This window comes from Algoriphagus sp., from assembly GCF_030694375.1.
Classification (GTDB): Bacteria; Bacteroidota; Bacteroidia; order Cytophagales; family Cyclobacteriaceae; genus Algoriphagus.
Genome location: NZ_JAUXYL010000031.1, coordinates 1 through 20,886 on the forward strand (window position 1 = coordinate 1; position 20,886 = coordinate 20,886).

Here is a 20,886-nt window from a genome sequence, read left to right on the forward strand (position 1 = left end):
GAAGTCGAACCAAGTCGAAGCATTACTTTGTACCCTTGAAAAACGACTCTAGCGCCAAAAAGGATTGAAGTCCAAAACAAAGACCGCCTGAGCTTAAATAAAATCTTCTTCGTGCACTTTGCGGTAAAAAAAAATGCCAAATTATAGACAAACTACCAACTGAACATCCCGCTGCTGTGGACCGTGGACTAAAAATAAGTATCAAGTAGCAAGATGTTAGTAGCAAGACACTGGAACCAAGAAGCAAGAAGGAAGACAAACTTCCAACTCAACATCCCGCTGCCATGGACTGTGGACCGTGGACTACTGCCAACTGCAAACTGTAAACTGCCAACTGCCACCCGAACATCCCGCTGCTGTGGACCGTGGACAGTCGACCGTTGACTACTGCAAACTGCAAACTGCCCACTGCCGACTGCCGACTGCCTACTGCCAACTGCCCACTGCCCACTGCCCACTGCCTACTGCCCACTGCCCACTGCCTACTGCCCACTGCCCACTGCTAACTGAACATCCCGTTGCTGTGGACTGTGGACCGTGGACTGTGGACTACTGCCAACTGCAAACTGTAAACTGCCAACTGCCACCCGAACATCCCGTTGCTGTGGTCCGTGGACCGTGGACCGTTGACTACTGCAAACTGCCTACCGCCCACTGCCCACTGCCCACTGCCTACTGCCCACTGCATACTGCCCACTGCCTACTGCCTACTAAAAAATGATCCCCGTCACCAAGCCTTTCCTTCCCCCCAAATCCGAATATCAAGCCTACCTAGATGGTATTTGGGAGCGCAATTGGCTGACTAACAATGGCCCGCTGGTCAACGAACTGGAGCTTAGCCTCAAGGAATACCTCGGTGTCAACCACCTGCTTTATACCGGCAACGGTACCATCGCCATTCAGATTGCCATCAAAGCCATGGAACTTACAGGGGAGATCATCACTACACCATTTTCCTATGTGGCGACCACAAGCAGCATCGTCTGGGAAGGATGCAAACCGGTCTTTGTGGATATCGACCCGGCTACCTGCAACATCGACCCGAACAAAATAGAAGCCGCCATCACCCCAAGCACCTCCGCCATCCTTGCCACGCACGTCTATGGAATTCCATGTGATGTGGAGGCCATCGATCGGATCGCAAAAAAACACAAGCTCAAAGTAATCTACGACGGGGCACATGCATTCGGGGTCAAGGTGAAGGGCCGCTCGATCTTCAGCTACGGGGACGTGTCAACTTGCAGCTTTCATTCCACCAAGATCTTCCATACCATCGAGGGTGGGGCAGTGTTCACGACCCAACCTGAACTCCTAAAGAAAATGGCCTATTTCCGCAACTTCGGGCATGATGGGTACGAGAATTTCAATGGTGTCGGCATCAATGGCAAAAACTCCGAGTTCCATGCCGCCATGGGCTTGGTCAACCTACCCCATCTCCCTGCCATCCTGCAAAGGCGCAGGGAACAGGGCGATACCTATCGCCAACTCCTCAGCGGACTTCGGGTAACCTACCCCAATACCCAAGGCATAGAATCCTACAACCACAGCTACTTCCCCATCATCTTCTCCTCGGAAGTCCTGATGCTTCAAAGCAAAAAAGCCCTGGCTGATCACGAGATCTCTGCCCGTCGCTATTTCTACCCCAGCTTAAGCAGCCTGAACTATACCGAGGGAGACTGTTCCGTTTCCGATCAGATCGCCGCCCGGGTTCTCTGCCTTCCGCTGTACCATGCCCTTTCGGTAGTGGAACAAAAGATGATTGCGAGGATATTGTTGAGGGTGCAAAATAATTGACGGACAAGTCACCTCGACGAAGGAGAGGTCTCATTATTTGAAAAGTAACCAGCTCAGTCTCCGGTTGATAACCCTTTAGTTGATGGTATCAAATAGGAAGCAGTAAAAAATGATTCAGAATAAATTTACTTACGTACTGTTTTTTCTTATTCTGATAGGTTCATTCCTATTTCTGTTAACCGCAGTAAATGGTTTTTACTGGATGGACGATTTTTGGAAGCGATATGAAGTTGTAAATACTGGCTTTTATTCCTTCGCAAAATCCATTTATTTTGGATGGGATGGGAGAGCAATTTCACCTCTTTATACTTTCCGGAATTTCTTACTTTTTCTTTTTGATTGGAATCAAGCTTATATCCCTATAGGATTAGCGATTCTTTCCCAATTTGCTTTAGGATTCTGTTTGATATCGATTCTGAAAGAATTAGGATTTGGACCAATAGACAGGTTTCAAACAGTTTTTTTAACCTTGCTTGTCACGCTGATTCTTGTTTTGATTTTTCGTCCACATCTAAGTAGAAGTTTATATTGGGTCACAGGTTCTTTTTATTCCTATGCCAATACCCTTTTATTTTTTTCAATCTTATTCATGATTCGAAAACCAAATTCGTTTTGGAATTTGATTTTGGCATTTACTGTGGTGAGTACAGGTCCCAATAGTGGTTTGTTCTTTTTAACTTTTTGGTTTGGAAAGCAAGTTTTGGGACTTGCTCCAGCTTCCAAAAAAGTATTTTTCACAGGACTAGGAGTAGGAGTAGTTACGCTGGCTTTAATTGTTTTTGCTCCCGGAAATTTTGTAAGATCAGCAGGAAGTTTAGATTTTGATTTAATTAATGCTTCCAAAGGATTTATTCAGATTTTAAGAGAATACATAGGAATGTCTAAATGGGTCGTGATTGGTTCTGTTTTATTAGCCTTTTTGCTCCCTGCCGTATCTAACAAGAATAATACTGTACTCATTCTCCTTTTAATCATTGGCTCATTATCAACCCTTCTACCGTTTGTTTTTTTACCTGGTGCAGCAAGTAAACACACATCCAATTTTTTCCAAGTAGGTTTATTCCTTAGTTTTGTTTTTCTTTTTACTAAATTTAAAGAGCAAGTCAAAATGTCCGTGATACTATTATTCAAGCAAACAGTTCTTTTGTTTTTTTTACTTTATTTTATCTATCAAATATCAATTCAATTGATTACTGGTAACTTGGTGTATAATGAAATAGAAGAAAGATATACATATTTAGAAGATCATAGAGGAAGTCCAGATATCATTTATTTTCAAAAAGTAATCATCCCCGATGATAATTGGGTAAGTAGATTTTGGGATATCGAAGCTAATCCTGATTATTACAATAATCAATATCATCAAAGATATTTTGGAACAGGTGAAATAATACTTGTTAATGATTAAAAGTTTATCCTGATTTTATATATAAATATGGCTAAATTTACAGAGTTTTATAGAATGGGTTGGTTAAATTTTCGATCATGTTTCAATGAATATGTACTATTTAGGTATTGAATAAACATTCCTCTAGGTGAAAGAAGAGTTTCAAAAGGAATAGCCATCCAAATATATTTATAGTAATTCTAGTCCCCTGCATCTACTATGGAGATAATAGGATATAAATCGCTTGGGGAAGGATTCATTTTGCCTTTATTATCCCAATATTCCTAATTTTAGAAGAAAAATGCTTCCCTCAATGAATGAAGACAATTAATTCCGATAGTCTAGGAGCATTATTTCAGATAATCATGATTTTTTCTTTAGTCACTGCGGTTTAAGTGTTTTTTTAAGTCTGAGACTTTATGGGATGCTTTGGATTATTTTACAAAATTCTTTAGCAATCCTCTTTTACCAAAAAAATGGTTGGAAAGGAGAGATTTACTAATTACTCCGATATAATAATTTTAATCTGTAAATCTTTTAATACCTTATTTAATTGGAGTTCATTTGTAGTATCGAAAGAGTGAATTAAATCCCAGTTCTAATTATGAGAATATTAAAAAATGATTTAAAAATTATTTATCTTCCTCTAAAATATATCAGCTATTTTGCCATATTTTTTATTTTTTGCTCAGCAACTTTTACTTTTTTGAAGTGGGGACCAATCTTTTCTTCAGATACATTAGTTTATTTTAATTTATCTAAACAAGTTTCAATGGGGAAATTTCCATATTCGCCATTTTATTCTCCTGGATATCCTACTTTAGTGTCAAGTATTAAGACAATTTTTTACTTGGGATTTGAGGATGCGGCTAGTCTGATTAGTATTTCTTTTTTCTTTATTTCTATTATCATTTCCTATTTTATTATCATTGAAATAAGAGAAAGAAAGGAATGGGTTGAAAATATATTTTACTCTTTATTTATAGGTATTTGCTGGTGGTCTGTAACAATTGTATTTAGTTCCCATGCCGATAGTCTGTTTTATGTTTTTTGCCTTTTTATTATTTTGTTTTTAATAAAATGGTTGAAATCGAATAATCTTTTTTATTTTATTATTGCAAGTTTATTATCGGCAGCTTCCATTTGGATTAAGTATAATGGTTTAATATTTCTTCCATTTCTAGCAATTGTACCTATTTATTATTTTGGAATTTGCAGAAAAGCTTTACTTGGATTAATTCCTCTTCTTTCCAATGGAATTTCTTTCATATTATTCAAGAATATAAATGGCCAAGTTATCTATCACCTTGAAACAAATAGTAGAGTATTTGAATTTTGGAAAAAAGATATAAGTTTAATTACCTTACTCAGTAATTTAAGTGATAGTGGAAAAACATTTATTGATTTCACATTAACGAGTTATGCTTGGAGTTTTTTCTCACAGCTTTTTTATATTTTTATTTTTTTGTTAACTAGTGTTATATTTTTCTTTTATTTGATAAGAAAATTTTCGAAGGAAAGTATTGAAAGTATATTTCTTTTATTTTCAATAGTTTATTTTTATGGGTATCTATTTATGTCGCAGTTGACGAATCATACCGAAGTGAACAGAAGAACAATGTTTCCTGCACTTTTATTTTTTATCTTTTATTTAATAATAGTCTTAAATAGAAATAAATCAATTGTATTTTCTGGATTAATAGTAATTTATGCTTTCTTGAATTTAATGAGATCTGGATTTGGTTTTATAGATTGGTATAAACGAGCACCTATGGATTCCTTTGTATTAGTAAATGAATTTAAAGAAAGGAGATCATTAGTAAATTTGAATGAATTGTTATTGAAAAATAATTTACTTCCTGAAAATATTTATACAAATAATGTACGATACCTTGTTCCATATTTCGATTATGAGTGGGTCAATTCTATACCCGTTAAGGAAAAATTTATGAGAGGAAGGTATAGGGAAGTATCTAATGAATTTTACGACAGTATTAATGCTAGTATGATAAAAAAAATTGAAGAAAGGGATGCAGTGTTAATTATTTTTGATTTCCAAAAATCAACATATCAATTTTCTGAAATACTCAATGCAAATAAATTGATTATTGGAGATGATTTGATTTTAAGTAAATTTTAATTTTCTATAAGAATGACTAATTCCGTTATAAAAGTTGAAAACCTTTCCAAGCGATATCGGATAGGGTTAAAAGAAAAGCAAGCAGATACGCTGGTTGGACAGATAGTTAATACCCTTAAATCTCCATGGGAAAATTTCAAACGCCTTTATCAACTTAATAGATATGGAGAAGAAGATGAAACTGTTTTTTGGGCGTTGAAGGATATTAACTTTGAGGTAAAAGAAGGAGAGGTTCTTGGAATAATTGGAAAGAATGGAGCGGGCAAATCTACTCTACTAAAAATTCTATCCCAGATTACTGAACCAAATTCTGGTAAAATAGAAATTAATGGAAGAGTTGCCTCTTTGTTAGAAGTTGGAACTGGTTTTCATCCGGAGCTTTCTGGTCGTGAAAATATCTATATGAATGGTACAATTCTGGGTATGACCAAACGGGAGATTGATACCAAATTGGATGAAATAATAGATTTTTCTGGAGTGGAAAAATTCATGGATACTCCAGTTAAATTTTATTCTTCGGGGATGAAGGTAAGATTAGGTTTTTCGGTGGCGGCTCATCTCGAACCTGAAATTTTGATAATTGATGAGGTATTGGCAGTCGGTGATTTTGAATTTCAAGCCAAATGCCTCGGAAAAATGGAAAATGTTTCGAAACAGGGTCGTACTGTTTTGTTTGTAAGTCACAATCTTGAAGCAATTAAAAATCTTTGTACACGCACCATATTGTTAAAACAAGGACTAGTTGCTTTTAATGGAAATACAGATGATGCAGTAAAAACATATCTAGATAAAGGCGAAATTTCTCATTCTTACAAAAATGACCTTAAGAATCACCCAAATAAAAATAAATACGGAATTGGTCTGACCAGAGCAGAAATAAAAATAGATGGCATATCAACTAACGAGATTTATGCAGGTCAAAGGCTTTCAATTAATCTTTTTTATCATGTAGAATTAGAGCATTTAAATCATCCGATGGATGTCGGCTTTGGTCTATTTGATTCTGAAGAAAAAGGCTTATTGGCTTTTAACAACAATAATTTTAAAAAGAAGGTATTACTTACTCAAACTGATGGTCAAATAGAAATCACACTCCCATACTTCCCTTTCTATTCTTCAGATAGTATGTCGATAAGTTTTTATTTCGGCTATATGGGTGATTATTATGAAGTTTTGGATCATGCAGCCTCCCTTAATTGCGCTCAAAATGACTATTTAGGATCAGGATTAGCTCTTAATCAAAAGCTCAATTCTGTATACGTTTCAGACGTTGAATTTGTGGTATGTTGAAATTCATTCGGAAGGTCGGAATTAGTTTCATAAACCAATTAAACAAATCAACAAAGAGAAGATTATTATCAACTTCTTTTTTTGGAAAAAAAATATCTTTCTCTCTTGAAAAAACTAGGAGATATCTATTTCAGGGAAATACCAAGTTGATTCTGATAGGAGCAAATGATGGAATTAGTTTTGATGATTTATTTCAAAAACTTGATCCAACCAAAGTTTCTGGCTTAGTGTTGGAACCTTCAGGGAAGTATTTTCAGCTTCTAAAATCTAATCTATCTGATTTTAAAGACATAGGTTTTTTAAATTTTGCAATCAGTAGTTCAAATGATTTAATAACAATTTATCAATTGAACGAGCAAGGTTTATCAAAGTTACCAGAATGGGGGAGAGGAATTGGATCTGTTTCAAAGGACCATTTGCTTAAATTTGGAAATATCAATGATGAAGATATTGAGGTTTTGCAGGTTCCAGGGATCAATTTTATGTATTTAATATCCAGCTATCCTAGATTTGCTAAAGTGGATTACCTACAAATAGATACAGAAGGATATGATGCTGAAATAATTAAAATGATTGATTTTAAAAGATTTAAAGTGGATTTAATAAAAATTGAATGGGTTAATCTTACTCCGTTCGAAAAAGTAGAAGTTGATAATATTTTAAAATCAAATGGATTTATCCTTTTCCTTTTAGGCGAGGATTTGATTGCTGCATCGGAGTCTGTAAATCTTTTTTTTAAATGATTCCAAAAATCATCCACTATTGTTGGTTTGGTTCTAAAAAAATGTCAGAGCTGGAATTCAAATGTTTAGAATCTTGGAAAAAGTTTTTGCCTGGGTTTGAATTTCGATTATGGAACGAAATTAATTTTGACTTAGAGTTCTGTGATTTTACCAAAGAAGCTTACCGAATTGGGAAATATGCTTTTGTATCTGATGTCGCTCGGGTCTATGCCTTGGAGAAAGAAGGCGGGATTTATTTGGATACCGATATGCTTCTACTGAAAAGCCTTGATGATTTGTTGAACTTTGATTTTTTTTTAGGTGAATATAAGCCCGAAGCTCTGAATGCGGCAATAATTGGTTCATCATCCAACAATGAGATTCTAAGGATTGTATTGGATCATTATAAAGGCTTGAAATTCAATTTTGAAAAACCTAAAACTATTCCAGAAGTTTTTGATGAACTCATTTGGGACTTACCTTCCAGTCAAGTAAAAATCTTTTCACCTGAATATTTCTATCCTTTAGCGCTTGAAAATAAAGAGGAAGATTATCATAAGTATATTGTTTTTGGTTCATATTCGGTGCATCTCTGGAATCACAGTTGGAAAGATGAATTTTCCCTCTTAAAGGAATATAAGTTCCTGTCTAGTTTGGGACTTTTGATTAGTCATTTATTTCGTTTCCCTAACCTGTATTTGAAGCAAGATTTTCTGCAAAAGTATTGGTTATATTTCAAACGATTCGGTAAACAGTATCTTCATTTCCATATTAAGTTTTGATTCAGATTTTCAATAAACTTTCACTAGTTTATAATGTCTCAAGTTGGTTTGGGATAGTTAATTGGGCTAAACTTAAGTTTGGATTAAAAGTAACGCGAGAGGCGAAATCCGTAATTGAAATTTTAGAATGGGCTTTCAAATCTAAAACAAGTATCAAATCGGTTTCCGGAATAATTCAAATTGTAAATAAAACAGATAATCTTTCTCTGGATTTTTTTCTGAGAATTCGATCCTCTGATGCTTTGGTTTTCAAGCAAATTATATTGTTGAAAGAATTGGAGCCTGCTTTTTTATATTTTAAAAACAAAAATGTATCTCCAAAATTAATGCTTGATGGTGGTGGAAATATTGGTTTTTCATCACGTTATATGTTAGCTCTTTTCCCAGATTTGAAAAGCCTTATTATCGAACCCAATAAGGGAAATGCGGAAATGATAAGGAAAAATTTACCTCAAAACAGATATTCTTTATTAGAACAAGCCATTTGGTTTGAAAATGGAATAGTCTTCCCTGATCAGGAAAAAAACAAAGGTGAATCTGAATGGGGTTTTTCTGTGCATGCTTCTAAAGTTCAAGAAGAAGATGAAGAGGGTGGAATTAAGGCCAATACTATTGAAAGTATTTTGGAGAATTGCGGATTTGGCATCCCAGATTATTTAAAACTCGACATAGAAGGAGCCGAAGAGGTAGTTTTTAAAAGAGATTTGAATCTTTTTTCAATACTTAAAAAGGTTAGCTGTTTTAGTGTTGAAGCTCACTCCTGCGAATTTGAGGTTGAACTTAAATTCATTTTAAGGGAATTGGGTTTTAGAGTTGAAAAATCAGGAGAATTAATTTTTGGATTCCGAGATGAATAGCACACACGTGAGTATTATTTGTCCCTGCTATAATCAAAGTGAATTTTTGGTTGAAGCAGTGGATTCTGTATTATGGCAAGATTTACAAAATTGGGAATTGATAATTATCAACGATGGAAGTACCGACAATACGCTAGAATTGGCAACGAGCTATGCTCTTCAGGATTCCAGAATAAAGGTAATAAATCAACAAAATCATGGTCTATCAGTTTCCAGAAATGCTGGGATTCTTGCATCTTCAGGGGCGTGGTTACATTTTCTGGATGCTGATGATAAATTATTGGATAATGCTTTTTCAACAGTATTAACATATCAAAATCAAGACCCCAAAACTGATGTTATAATAGCCAGCTATAGTTATTTCAAAGGAGTGTCTTTTTTTCATTCTCATTTTTTCGATGAAAACGTTCTCGGTTTGGAATCTTTCTTTAATAGTAACATTGCCCCACCGGTTTCTTTTTTTATCAAAAAATCTTGTCAGGAGCAAGTGGGTTTATTTGATGAATCTTTAAAAAGTTGTGAAGATTGGGATTTTTGGATTCGTGCTGCTAAGGCAGGAGGAAAGTTCAAAACCATTCCTGATGTCCTTGTTGGATATCGATATGTCCCAACAAGCATGAGCAGAAATGCAGTTCAGATGTATCAGGCGCTTAAAGAAGTAAGTTTCCGGGCTGTAAAAAAAGATCAAAGAATAGGTTCAGATCTGCCATTGAACCAAGATTATCCGGCGGATGTAGAGGAGAACCTGAAATACCATTTTCTCCGATGTCTTGGAGTTTATTTGATGCAGGGTAATGTAAGTGAGTCCATAAATTGGTTTAAAGGAGAAAAGGAAAAATGGAATTGGAAAATTCAATTGAAGGATTTTGAAGGAATGAATACTTATTTAAGTTTTAGGTACTTTTTGGAAAAGAATGAAATAGAACACTTGCTTAACAATACGTTACCTGATTTTGAGCATTTTTTTATGGAAATAGGATTTAATGATGGTGATCTGGAAAAGGCGGTACGAATCGTTTTTGCTCCACAACTTAAAAAAAGAAACCATTACCGCTATGGAAAATGGATAGGTGCCCTGATTAATAGATTGACTTTTTGAATTCCGAATCCATTCTTTTCATTGCTCAATCTGGTCCATGTCCTCCCAGGGACGGGAAACGGCAACGTACATATGCTTTGCTTCAGGCACTGTCCGCCCGATATCAAGTCGATTTTTTAATAATCGATCATCAATCAGATTTTCTGATTGCTCAGGAGCAATTTCCATCCAATTTTGTTCGGTTTTTACATTTTACTTCCGAAACCGGCATTTGGGAAAAGATCAAGCACAAGATTGGATTTGTCTTTCCCCATTCGTTGAAATTGAATCAGTATATCCAAAGGCTCTGTTCTCAAACCGATTATGCATTTGTCTTTTCCAGATATATCCAGCCGGTCTCCCAAATTCCTAAGAATCAAAATATAGTAGCAGATATCGATGATGATTTTGAAGAGATTTTTAAAACAAGAATCAGCAATGCAAAAAGCTGGAGTAGGAAATTAAGACTTTGGCAAATCTTTCAATTAAACAAACTCGTTTATAACCAATTGTTAGCGAGAATTGCTTTGCCAATTGTTGTTAAGATTGAGCCAAAAATTACTACTGCATTTTTACTTCCTAATTTGCCTTTTCAATTGATTTTAAAAGGGGAATATCTCTTTAAACCTTGTAGTGCTAAGACCCTATTATATGTAGGGAAGCTTACATACTCTCCAAATTCTCAGGGATTGATTTGGTTTTTAATTGAAGTTTGGCCCCAATTAATTCAACAAATAGCTGACATTAAGCTGATTTTAATATCGATTGAGAATCCACAAAGCTTAAAACTGTTAGATTTAATTAAGTCTGATTCTCAAATTGAATTGAAAATTAATGTAGATAATCTGGAAGAATATTACGAACATGCCGGCTTGGTCATCGCACCGGTATTTGAAGGCGGTGGATCAAATATAAAAATTGCTGAAGCGCTTTGGCAGGGGAGACCTGTAATTACCACTGAATTTGGTGTTTCGGGTTATGAAGAATTTAAAAACAACTCATTTTTAAAAGTGGGGAATAACGAAATTTTTTGGACAAATGAAATAGTTGAAATCCTTTTTGACAGAGAGAGATTGGTTAAGAGCCAAAGATTAAGTTTTGAAGCCTCCAGGGCAAAATATTCTTTTAAGGTTTGGAGGGATGATCTCTTAAATATGGTTTCAAAAAATTGGTAAAGATTTAGAATGAAATTATCAATGCCCCTGATTTCGGTTATCATTCCCACCTTTAATAGGAGAGATTCCATTTCTAAAGCAATTGATTCGGTTTTAAACCAAACAATTTCTGATTGGGAATTAATCATAATTGATGATGGGAGTCAAGATGATACTTGCGAAATAGTTAAGCCTTTCTTACAAGATCCCAGGATCCGGTATAATTTTCAAGAAAATAGAGGGGTAAGTTCAGCAAGAAATACAGGTGCAAAACTGGCCAAAGGTAATTGGTTAGTTTTTTTAGATTCTGATGATTTATTTACACAATCTGCCTTTGAAAACTTTTTTGAGACTATTCAATCAGATTTGTCTGTCGGAATTTGGAAGTCAGGTTGTTTACTTAGAATAGGGACGAAAGAAGAAATTGAACTTCCAAAAGAGGGGGAGTTAATTCCTTTTTTGGTGGGTTGCTTTATTTTGAAAAGAAGTATTTTTAATTCAATAAAAGGCTTTGATGAGAAATTAAGGTTTTCTGAAAACACTGAACTGCTTCATCGGATTAAGTTGTCAGAATATAAAATAAAGACAATTCAGAAGCCCACCTTGATTTACAACAGCCATCCTCATGGAGGAAGTAAAAATCTGAAAAACATGAATGATTCTTTAAGCCATATTTTGAAAATACATAAGAAAACACTTACCAGTGATGAGAAAAGGCTTTATTATCAGATCATGGGTGTAAACTCATTGAGGTTTCAGGAATTTCCTTCTGCCAGGAAAAACTTATTAACTGCTTATAGTCTTAAACTCTGGAGAATTGATACACTGGCAAGATTGATTATTTCTTACTTACCGATAATTTCAAGAAAAATTTATAAACTATTATAAAGAAGGAATTGAAATACTTATTTTTTTGCGAGGCCATCAATAGAATATTAAATAAATTATATCAACCATGATGAAGGTTTGCGCCTGCATCCTGCATTATAATCAACCAGAAAGTCTTGGGCATCTGATTGAGGCTGTACAAACTCAGGATTATCCACTACATAAGATTATAGTCGTAGATAATGGATCTACTACCGAAAACTCTTCATTAGAAAAGACTTATCCTGATGTCGAATTTGTTTTTTTAAAGAAAAATAGAGGAGTTGGATTTGGTCATAATACTTCTTGGAAATTGGCGATAGAGAAATTTGATGCAGACTTTATTTGGTCATTGGAACATGATTGTTTGCCAGAATCTAGCAATTTGTCAAAAATCATTGAGAAATCAGTTCAGTGTTTTTCTGAAAAAGATATTTATGCGGTGAATTCCATTGAACTTAATGATTTTGATTTTGATAAATTCTCCTACTATAAAATCAGATTTCCAAATATAAAACGTATTCCAAAGTTGCATAAAGTCAAAGATTACTTTGGAGGACTTTGCTTTAATGGCGTGTTGATCCCTGCTCATGTGATCAAAAGAATAGGATATTTAAGGGAGGATTTTTTTATAGGATGTGAGGACGCTGAATATACACAAAGAATCTATGAAAATGGGGGGAAAGTACTTAGAGTAGTTGATACCTATGTTTATCATGATTTATATAAAAAACATAAAAAAATTGAATTTGGCAAGAAAGTTCTTTTATTCCCAAATAATAGCCCAATCAGAGAATATTACTCCTTTAGAAATTATTTAGCATTAAATAGAAATTATGTGAATTTTGCAATTAAGTTGTTTCCTTCTATTATTTATATTTTGCTATTCAGAGGAGATAAATTTGCAAACATTTCTTCAAAAATATTAGGGTTTTATGATGCTATTCGTGGAAAACTTGGTGAATCTAATTATTATTTTATGAAAAAAAATGATTAAAATATTCTTAAAAAAGATTTATGTATTTTTTCATTCCGTATTAAAAAAATATAGAATGAAAAATTTAAAAATTAAGGTTTCGAATTATTATAAAGAAAATTTTTCAATTTTATCCCTTGAGGAACGGGAAGCATTTGATTTTTTTTTGTATAAAGGGTTTTATGTTTTTCCATATTCTTGGTGTGATAATTATAATAGTTTAAAATTTCGCGTGGGAATAAATAGAGGATTGCCATGTGCAGACGTTTTTGGCAAGAAAATGTTTTTCAAAAAAGGCTGGAGTGAATTACAAGTAAATTCATATTTGAGAGGAATCTACAGAGAACAAGATTTGAATTCTCCTCACAGGTATATCACTGATTATTTTCATCCAATTAAAGAGGATTTGGTATTAGATATTGGAGTTGCGGAGGGGTATTTTTCGTTAGATGTTATAAATAATGTTTCAAAAATATTAGCATTTGAATTGGATAATACTTGGGATGAACCATTAAAACAAACCTTTAAAGATTATGCTCAAAAAATTGAAATTTTCAATTTTAAAGTTACCGATACTATAAAATCAATTTCTGAGAGGAAAATTGATGATTTTTCAATTTGTTTTACCATGCCGATATTTGTCAAAATTGATGTTGAAGGTGATGAAATGAAAGTTTTGAATGGAATGAAAGAAATCTTAAAAATTAATAAAAAAGTTAATTTTACAATTGCTTGTTATCACTACCAAAATCAAGCTCAGGAAATAGCAGATTTTTTTAAAAGTATTAACTTTAAGTACGAATTTTCAAATAATTTTATGTTCTATGTTTTTGATAAGAATTTAAAAGAGCCATTTCTAAGGAGAGGAGTGATTAGAGCAAGTAATTATATTGACTTTTAACCTGAAATGAGACTTAAAGATATAACCGGGTTTTTATTTGAGTTTCTGTTTAACAAAAGCTTTGATATCAGGAAAAAGAAAATTGTTCCGATAGACCATTTTGTTCAAATTAATCGTCTCAATTACAGCTTGGAAGATGCTTCCCTACGTCATCTTTTTTCCAAGTACGATTTCGGTTTGGTTCTGGATATTGGTGCAAACCAAGGGCAATATTATCATCAGATCAGAAATGAGATAGGATACAAAGGTTGGATAGTCTCTTTGGAACCTAATCCAGCCGATTTTGAAATACTTAAGGGTAAAGCAGGTAATGATCCGAAGTTCATTGCCATCAATCAGGCTTGTGGTTCTTCGGCAGGAACAGTGACCTTACATGTCATGGCAGACTCTAAATTGAGTTCCCTTTACAAGGCCAATGATAACTTTAAGGACAGGTTTTTTTCGGATTTGTCCGATACCCGTAAAATTACGGTGGAAATGACAACGGTAGAAGGGATTCTAAAAAGTATGGGAATCAAATGGAAGGGGGATATTTTTCTGAAAACAGATACCCAAGGGCATGATTTGGAAGTGTTGAAAGGACTGGGAAGTTATGCTGAGACTATCCGTGCAATTCAATGTGAACAATCTGTAATTCCGATCTACGATGGTGTAAATGATTTTACTTCACTTAACAATTACCTGAACCTTCAAAACTTTCACCTATTCTCCAGTACTCCTGTATTACGTGATAAAAAGGATCAGTCCATTATGGAAATCAATGCCTTTTACATTCGTAAGCAAGGGTGATTAATTCTCAACAAGATCTATTGGAGTTTTCCTGTTCACTCGTTTTGGTGACCTACAATCGAGCCCAAATTCTGGACAAGATTTTGGATTCGATAGAAAAGTATGGATGGAAATACCTGAATCTGATTATTGTTGATAATAACAGTGAGGATATGACTTCTCAGGTAATTGATAAATATCAGGAAAAATTAAAAATCAGATTGATCAGATCAAAAGAGAACCTTGGTCATGGAGGAGGTTTAGCATTAGCATTGGATTATTTGATACATGCTGATCAAAAACCCGAATACCTTATTTTTCTGGAAGATGACAGTATTCCTGCGAGGGAGTTGCCCGATACCCTGATTTCTCAGATTTCAAATTCTGAGTTCAGTCTACTTTCTCCACTTGGGAGTATCGCCACTTTAGGTAAGCGCACCTTGATTTTCCCTTCACCGGGAGAGATTAAGGAAGTAGATTTTGCTGTTTTTGATGGGGCAGTGATGCGGTGGGAGGTAGTTTCAAAAGTCGGGATTCCTGTCCCGGATTGGTTTATGATGGTAGATGATTACGAGTACTGCTATCGGATCAAACAAGCAGGATTTAAAATGGGGGTAATTCACAATGATTTTCATCAAATCTTCCATTTGGGAGCAGGTTCGGGGTTTACCGGTTCTTCGCTTTGGAGGGGGTATTATCAGGAAAGGAATTATGTCTTTTTTGTCAAAAAGCATTTCACACTTTTCAACCTGGCAGATTTCGTGGTTTTCTTTGGGAAGCGGGTTTTCGGAAGTTTGGCAGCACCAGACCGATTTCAAAGAATCAGGCTAAAGTTTATAGGTCTTTGGCATGGATTGATCAATAGAAAAGGAAGGACACTTGACCCAAAATCACTTCGATTTAATTCTTGAACCAATCAACCATGAATTTTAAAAAACTTATTCAACTGGATCGAAAAAGGTATGGAAAGACATTTTTAATAGCTTTTCCTAATCCCTCCTTTCGATTTTTAGTTTGGATGAGATTGGCCGCCCATTTTTCTAAATGGCATCCGGTTGGGCTATTATCCAGGATTTTTGTCAAGTGGATGCAGGTTCGATTCGGACTTCAGATTCCTCATATTGCTAAAATCGGAGGAGGGCTTTTTATGGGGCATTATGGCGGAATTGTGATTTCCAATGAAGCCGTAATTGGAGAAAACTGTAACATCGCACAGGGAGTAACAATCGGTCGAATCAATAAAGGCCCAAGAAAAGGAGCCCCTAAAATTGGAAATCGGGTTTGGATTGGCCCAAATGCAGTGTTATCAGGGAATATTACGATCGGAGATAATGTCCTTATTGCACCGCTCACTTTTGTAAATATGGATGTTCCTGCCAATTGCATGGCGATTGGCAATCCTGCTCAGATTATTGAAGGAAAAACCTCAGAAGATTACATTAATTTCAAAAATTGAAAATACTTTTTACTCAAGACGCCTTGATTAATGCAGGGGCAGAAAAAAGCCATTTGGAGATTATTTCTCGGTTTTCTGCTGAAACTGAGGCGTCCTTGGTTTATTTTTATCCGCGACATGATCTGCGGGAATCCTATCAGCGAGCCGGAATCCGGCTCTTTTTTTTGGATATTCCTGAGTCCTATCATTTTCCATTAGCTATTTCTCGATTGGTAAGGTTAATTCGACTTGAAAAGCCTGATCTGATTGTTTCTTGTCTTTGGCGTGCCGATATCATCACCCGAATTGCTTCCCTGCTTACCGGAGTCCCACTTGTCGGCACATTGGTGAATGATAGTTACAGCCCGATATCCTGGACGGATAAAGTAGGATTGAAGTACAGGCTCGTTTATTGGCTGGATCGATTGACCTCCAGCATTCCTGTTCACTGGATCGCTAATGCAAAATCAATAGCCAAAAGTCACATCAAAACACTTGGGATCAAAGAAGAAAATATTTCGGTTGTCTATAGAGGTCGGCCCGTCATCGGTAGCGGAGCGAAGCAATCTCAATGGAAATACAAATCTTCAAATGAAGAGACTGCTTCTTCGCCGCGGCGGATCGCAGTGACGCCCAGGTCAATCAGAAAATTTATTTCATACGGAAGATTACTGGAGCGAAAAGGCTTTCAGGATGCGATCCGTGCTTTTTCAGAATTAGTGAAATCCTATCCCGATTGCACGCTGACTATCTTAGGGGAAGGCCCATTCAGATTAGATCTTGAAGCACTTATCATCAAATTAGGTTTAGAAAATCAAGTGAAACTTCCTGGTCAACTGTCCGACCCTACTGCTTTACTGCCCACTGCCCATTGTTTCCTGTTCCCTTCCTGGTATGAAGGATTCTCAGGATCCCTTATCGAAGCTATGATGGCAGGTATTCCGATTATCGCATCCGATATCCCTATGAATTTGGAAGCAATTCAAGACCAGGAAAGTGCATTTGTTTTTCCAGTGGCAGATCCCCGAGCTTTAGCCGATCAAATGCTTTTTGCAATTCAAAACCCTGAAAAGATGTTTGAATTGGGTCGAAAGGCAAGGGAAGTAGCCATCCAAAACTTCGATATTGAAGTCATTGCCAAACAGTATGAAAGAAGACTGATTGAAATTTTCAGCCTGCAAAAATCAGTCTGACATCCTAACATGCTCCGAATAATACTTTTACTTGACTCTCTGACAGTCTCTGCATGGACATGGGAGTCGATTTCCCAGATCCTAAAGGAAAAGAATGCGCAGATCGTATTGGCTGTGCTCAATCAGAGTCCCAAATCAAGTGGGGAAAAATCACCTTTTTTCTATCGTGTTTACCGAGCTATGGATAGAAGGGTCTTTCTCACCCGGCCTGATGCCTTTGCCAAAAAAGACCTGAATACCATTCCGGGATGGGATATCCCTATTTTACAGGCCCAACCTATCCAGAAAAAATACTCGGATTACCTGATGCCGGAGACTCTGAATGAAATCAGGTCATATCATCCGGATATTATCATTCGCTTTGGTTTCCGGATTCTCAGAGGTGAAATTCTGAATCTTGCCCCATTGGGTGTTTGGTCTTTTCACCATGGAGACAATCAACACTACCGAGGCGGTCCACCCTGCTTTTGGGAAGTGATGAATCAGGAGGATACCACAGGCGTGGTTTTACAGCAGCTTCAGGAAAAACTGGATGATGGCCTGATCCTTTATAAATCTCTTGCCCAAACAGATCCATTATCAGTCCAGCGAAATGCCAATAAAATATTTTGGCTCTCAGCTTTTATTATCCCAAGAGTGATCCGGCAGATAGAAGTAATGGGTATCGAAAAATGGAAGGAAAATATTAAGCAAAACCAATCCTGCAGTTCTGATAAAATCCCCATTTTAACTCCTCCGGGCTTTGCTTTGATGCTAGCCAATTGGGTCAATCTTTGGAGTCGAAACATAAGCAGGAAATTAAAAGAGTCATACAAAAAGCCCTATTGGGAGTTATTGGTTGCGCCCAACACAGCACAAACCAGCATTATAAATCAAAAGATCAACTTTAAATCTATTTCCCCACCAATAGGAAAGTTGCCCAAAGGATCCTTTTGGGCCGATCCTTTCCCGATCGAAAAGGACGGAAAAATCTGGGTGTTTTTTGAGGAGTTTGACGGAAAAACCCAAAAAGGAAAGATAGGACTGGGAGAGTGGAACGCTCAAGAATTAGTTTCCACCCGGATTATTTTGGAAGAAGATTGGCATGTATCCTACCCTTTTATTTGGGAGGAGAATGGGAGTTTTTACATGATCCCTGAGTCGGGAGAAGCCGGAAAAACCTATTTATACAAGGCCACAGACTTTCCTTTTCGATGGGAGCGATCAGGGATTTTATTGGAGGAAGAAGCTTACGATCCTACATTATGGAAATCCGGAGATCAATATTGGTTTTTTGTCAATCAACGGCCTCATTCCGGTACTTCTGCTTTTGTAGAACTGTATGCCTATTTTTCCTTGAGCTTGGAAAATCCTATATGGACACCTCATGCTTTAAATCCGATTGTTTCTGATGTAAGGGCATCCCGTCCGGCAGGAAGGATTTTTCAACAAAATGGAAAGCTTTATAGACCTGCACAGGATTCCGGAAAGCGCTATGGACATCGGGTAAAAATTCAGGAAATTCTAAAACTGACCGATACGGAATTTGAAGAGAAAACAGTCCGGATTTTTGAACCCGACGAAATCAATGGCACCTTGGGTACGCATACCTTCAATTTTACTCCAAACTGGATCTTTTCTGACTCCTATTCCCGAAAATGAGGATCATTCAACTTATCCAAAAGCCTCAATCCCGTGGTGCTGAACTATTCGCATCTCAGCTTTCCGTGGAATTGGCGAAAAGGGGACATGCAGTTTTATTGGTTGCCATTTTTGAAGGTGGATTTGAACTCCCTTTCTCGGGAAGACAAATTAGACTCAACAGATCCATTGGTGCCAGATTTTGGGATGTGGAGGGATGGAAACAGTTTTCCGATCTTGTCAAAGAATTTACTCCTGACATCATTCAGGCTAATGCAGGAGATACCTTGAAATTTGCGATATTCTCAAAATTGATTTTTGGATGGAAGAGCCCTATTGTTTTTAGAAATGCATCTCTTGTGTCCGGATATATTAAACACGTTGGAATAAGGTTGTACAATCAATTTTTATATACTCAGATTGATGGGCTTCTCTCAGTATGTCAGGCTTCTGCTCAAGATTTTAACCGCTTGTTTCTTTTGAAAAACAAGCCTCATACTATCATTCCAATCGGAATTTCAATAGGAGAGGAGAGTCAAATGCTGAAGCAGGAAAATTTCCCGACTTTGGTACATATTGGGGGATTCACCTTTGAAAAAAATCATTCAGAACTGCTTCATATTTTTCAAAAGCTTGCTAAGACCTTCCCGGAAATCAGGCTTTTGCTCTTTGGAAATGGGCCATTACAAGATTCAGTAGGAAATCAGATTGCCGAACTCGAGCTTACCGGAAAAGTACTGATTAAGGGACAGGTCAATAGCCCATTTGCTGAGATTCCTGCCAACTCAATTTTTCTCCTTCCCAGTAAGATTGAAGGCCTTCCGGCCGTGATTCTGGAAGCAATGTTTCATAAAATCTCAGTAGTGGCCTATGGAGTAGGAGGGATTCCAGAAGTTTTAAAGAATGGGAAAACTGGATTTTGCATTGCCCCAAACGATCAGGAGGGATTTATTTCAGCCGTAGAACAGCTCTTGGAAATGGATAGGGAGACCAAGGAACAACTTTTATCCAATGCCTATCACCTAGTGACCTCGGAATACACCCTTGAAAAAATCGCCATCCAATTTGAGGATTTTTACAAAAGGCTTCTGGATTCCCAGACCAAATAACTTTTCCGTTGTCCTGCTTCTCCCCCGATATATCGATCGGGGCTGGACGTGAGATACAATTACAAATCATTCCGCGGCATCTCCCCCTTGAACCTTAACTTTTAATGGGGAGGATCGATAATTTTATTTTAGGCCATTGTGAAGAATAATGTCTCAATAGGAGGGCGCGGTGGCCTGACGTGGCCCCGCCTGCATCGGGCAGGAGCGGGCCAGTGTTTGGCCAAGTGCGGCTGGAGCTTTGCCACGTCTTGATTTTTTCGTTCTTTTTCATCAAGGAAAAAGGACAAAAAGAAAAAAACGATCAAGGTTCCAACGAGGTGAAATATAATTTTTGCAATGTATTTCCCTATTCCATTGCGCTGGCATCAACCTAATTTTCCAAACGAACATTCTGGGCCAGCGCTAGTACCGATTGTCTTTTTTTCACCCCGGGTTGCGTCGTGCCTCCTTACCCGGGGCTACGCCTCGGCGCACAAGTATTCATAGTTTGACCCTTTCAGGGTCATTTTTTTTTGCCACGACTTTTGACCAATTACCAACTCCTGTGCTGAGCCTCGGTTGGTGAGCGGAGCCGAACTAAGCCGAACCCATCCCTACTCCCAATTTTCCAATCTTTCAATTTTTCAATTCTTGCACTGAGCGGAGTCGAGGTGTTTCAATTTTTCAATCCTCCGTATCCCTCCGACCAACCCCGTCTTGTGAAACAGGATTTTTTATTTAGGCCGGTATTCTTGCCAGTTTGAGGGCAGTAGTTGATAAAGGTTCTTGTGGTTGATGCTTTGGATTCGTTCAAATACATCTTTGAGCCATTCA

The 20,886-nt window shown here is 36.7% G+C and carries 20 protein-coding genes; 18 read left to right on the forward strand and 2 right to left on the reverse strand.

Annotation, left to right across the window (positions count from 1 at the left end; translation table 11 throughout):
• Nucleotides 1–268: 268 nt before the first annotated feature.
• Nucleotides 269–493: a hypothetical protein gene (locus Q8M62_RS11145; RefSeq protein WP_305668115.1), complete on the reverse strand. Its 225-nt coding sequence runs from the start codon at nucleotides 491–493 to the stop codon at nucleotides 269–271.
• A 9-nt stretch (nucleotides 494–502) separates the two neighbouring features.
• Nucleotides 503–688, reverse strand: coding sequence for a hypothetical protein (locus Q8M62_RS11150; RefSeq protein ID WP_305668116.1), 186 nt, complete (start codon nucleotides 686–688; stop codon nucleotides 503–505).
• Nucleotides 689–717: 29 nt separating this feature from the next.
• Between Q8M62_RS11150 and Q8M62_RS11155 the strand changes: the two genes are divergently transcribed.
• The 18 genes from Q8M62_RS11155 (at nucleotide 718) to Q8M62_RS11240 (ending at nucleotide 20,073) form a co-directional block, all read left to right on the forward strand.
• Entirely contained in the window at nucleotides 718–1,794 is a 1,077-nt protein-coding gene (locus tag Q8M62_RS11155; protein ID WP_305668117.1) for a DegT/DnrJ/EryC1/StrS aminotransferase family protein, read from the forward strand.
• A gap of 109 nt (nucleotides 1,795–1,903) precedes the next feature.
• Nucleotides 1,904–3,202 (forward strand): DUF6056 family protein, encoded by a 1,299-nt coding sequence (locus tag Q8M62_RS11160; protein WP_305668118.1) that lies wholly within the window; start codon nucleotides 1,904–1,906, stop codon nucleotides 3,200–3,202.
• 583 nt (nucleotides 3,203–3,785) lie between these two features.
• Nucleotides 3,786–5,321: a hypothetical protein gene (locus Q8M62_RS11165; RefSeq protein ID WP_305668119.1), complete on the forward strand. Its 1,536-nt coding sequence runs from the start codon at nucleotides 3,786–3,788 to the stop codon at nucleotides 5,319–5,321.
• A 12-nt stretch (nucleotides 5,322–5,333) separates the two neighbouring features.
• Nucleotides 5,334–6,611 (forward strand): ABC transporter ATP-binding protein, encoded by a 1,278-nt coding sequence (locus tag Q8M62_RS11170; RefSeq protein WP_305668120.1) that lies wholly within the window; start codon nucleotides 5,334–5,336, stop codon nucleotides 6,609–6,611.
• Nucleotides 6,605–7,354, forward strand: a complete 750-nt coding sequence (locus Q8M62_RS11175; RefSeq protein WP_305668121.1) for an FkbM family methyltransferase — start codon at nucleotides 6,605–6,607, stop codon at nucleotides 7,352–7,354. Before Q8M62_RS11170 ends, Q8M62_RS11175 begins: the two co-directional genes overlap by 7 nt.
• The gene (locus tag Q8M62_RS11180; protein WP_305668122.1) at nucleotides 7,351–8,115 is read left to right on the forward strand and encodes a glycosyltransferase family 32 protein; all 765 of its coding nucleotides are present in this window, start codon (nucleotides 7,351–7,353) and stop codon (nucleotides 8,113–8,115) included. Before Q8M62_RS11175 ends, Q8M62_RS11180 begins: the two co-directional genes overlap by 4 nt.
• Nucleotides 8,112–8,972 (forward strand): FkbM family methyltransferase, encoded by an 861-nt coding sequence (locus Q8M62_RS11185; protein WP_305668123.1) that lies wholly within the window; start codon nucleotides 8,112–8,114, stop codon nucleotides 8,970–8,972. Before Q8M62_RS11180 ends, Q8M62_RS11185 begins: the two co-directional genes overlap by 4 nt.
• A complete protein-coding gene (locus Q8M62_RS11190; protein ID WP_305668124.1) occupies nucleotides 8,965–10,071 on the forward strand; it encodes a glycosyltransferase in 1,107 nt (368 codons plus the stop codon). Before Q8M62_RS11185 ends, Q8M62_RS11190 begins: the two co-directional genes overlap by 8 nt.
• 77 nt (nucleotides 10,072–10,148) lie before the next feature.
• Nucleotides 10,149–11,225, forward strand: a complete 1,077-nt coding sequence (locus Q8M62_RS11195; protein ID WP_305668125.1) for a glycosyltransferase family 4 protein — start codon at nucleotides 10,149–10,151, stop codon at nucleotides 11,223–11,225.
• A gap of 9 nt (nucleotides 11,226–11,234) precedes the next feature.
• Nucleotides 11,235–12,092 (forward strand): glycosyltransferase family A protein, encoded by an 858-nt coding sequence (locus Q8M62_RS11200; protein WP_305668126.1) that lies wholly within the window; start codon nucleotides 11,235–11,237, stop codon nucleotides 12,090–12,092.
• Nucleotides 12,093–12,159: 67 nt separating this feature from the next.
• Nucleotides 12,160–13,068: a glycosyltransferase family 2 protein gene (locus tag Q8M62_RS11205; RefSeq protein ID WP_305668127.1), complete on the forward strand. Its 909-nt coding sequence runs from the start codon at nucleotides 12,160–12,162 to the stop codon at nucleotides 13,066–13,068.
• 55 nt (nucleotides 13,069–13,123) lie between these two features.
• Nucleotides 13,124–13,948, forward strand: a complete 825-nt coding sequence (locus tag Q8M62_RS11210; RefSeq protein WP_305668128.1) for an FkbM family methyltransferase — start codon at nucleotides 13,124–13,126, stop codon at nucleotides 13,946–13,948.
• A gap of 6 nt (nucleotides 13,949–13,954) precedes the next feature.
• A complete protein-coding gene (locus Q8M62_RS11215) occupies nucleotides 13,955–14,737 on the forward strand; it encodes an FkbM family methyltransferase (RefSeq protein WP_305668129.1) in 783 nt (260 codons plus the stop codon).
• Nucleotides 14,738–14,784: 47 nt separating this feature from the next.
• Nucleotides 14,785–15,627: a glycosyltransferase family 2 protein gene (locus Q8M62_RS11220; RefSeq protein ID WP_305668130.1), complete on the forward strand. Its 843-nt coding sequence runs from the start codon at nucleotides 14,785–14,787 to the stop codon at nucleotides 15,625–15,627.
• 11 nt (nucleotides 15,628–15,638) lie between these two features.
• Nucleotides 15,639–16,172 carry a serine O-acetyltransferase gene (locus tag Q8M62_RS11225; RefSeq protein ID WP_305668131.1) on the forward strand — a complete coding sequence of 178 codons (534 nt, stop codon included), beginning with the start codon at nucleotides 15,639–15,641 and terminating at the stop codon, nucleotides 16,170–16,172.
• Complete coding sequence (locus Q8M62_RS11230; protein ID WP_305668132.1) at nucleotides 16,169–17,344, forward strand: glycosyltransferase; 1,176 nt, start codon at nucleotides 16,169–16,171, stop codon at nucleotides 17,342–17,344. The genes Q8M62_RS11225 and Q8M62_RS11230 overlap by 4 nt, the downstream gene beginning before the upstream one ends.
• Before the next feature lie 9 nt (nucleotides 17,345–17,353).
• The gene (locus Q8M62_RS11235) at nucleotides 17,354–18,985 is read left to right on the forward strand and encodes a hypothetical protein (protein ID WP_305668133.1); all 1,632 of its coding nucleotides are present in this window, start codon (nucleotides 17,354–17,356) and stop codon (nucleotides 18,983–18,985) included.
• Nucleotides 18,982–20,073: a glycosyltransferase family 4 protein gene (locus Q8M62_RS11240; RefSeq protein ID WP_305668134.1), complete on the forward strand. Its 1,092-nt coding sequence runs from the start codon at nucleotides 18,982–18,984 to the stop codon at nucleotides 20,071–20,073. Before Q8M62_RS11235 ends, Q8M62_RS11240 begins: the two co-directional genes overlap by 4 nt.
• Nucleotides 20,074–20,886 lie beyond the last annotated feature (813 nt).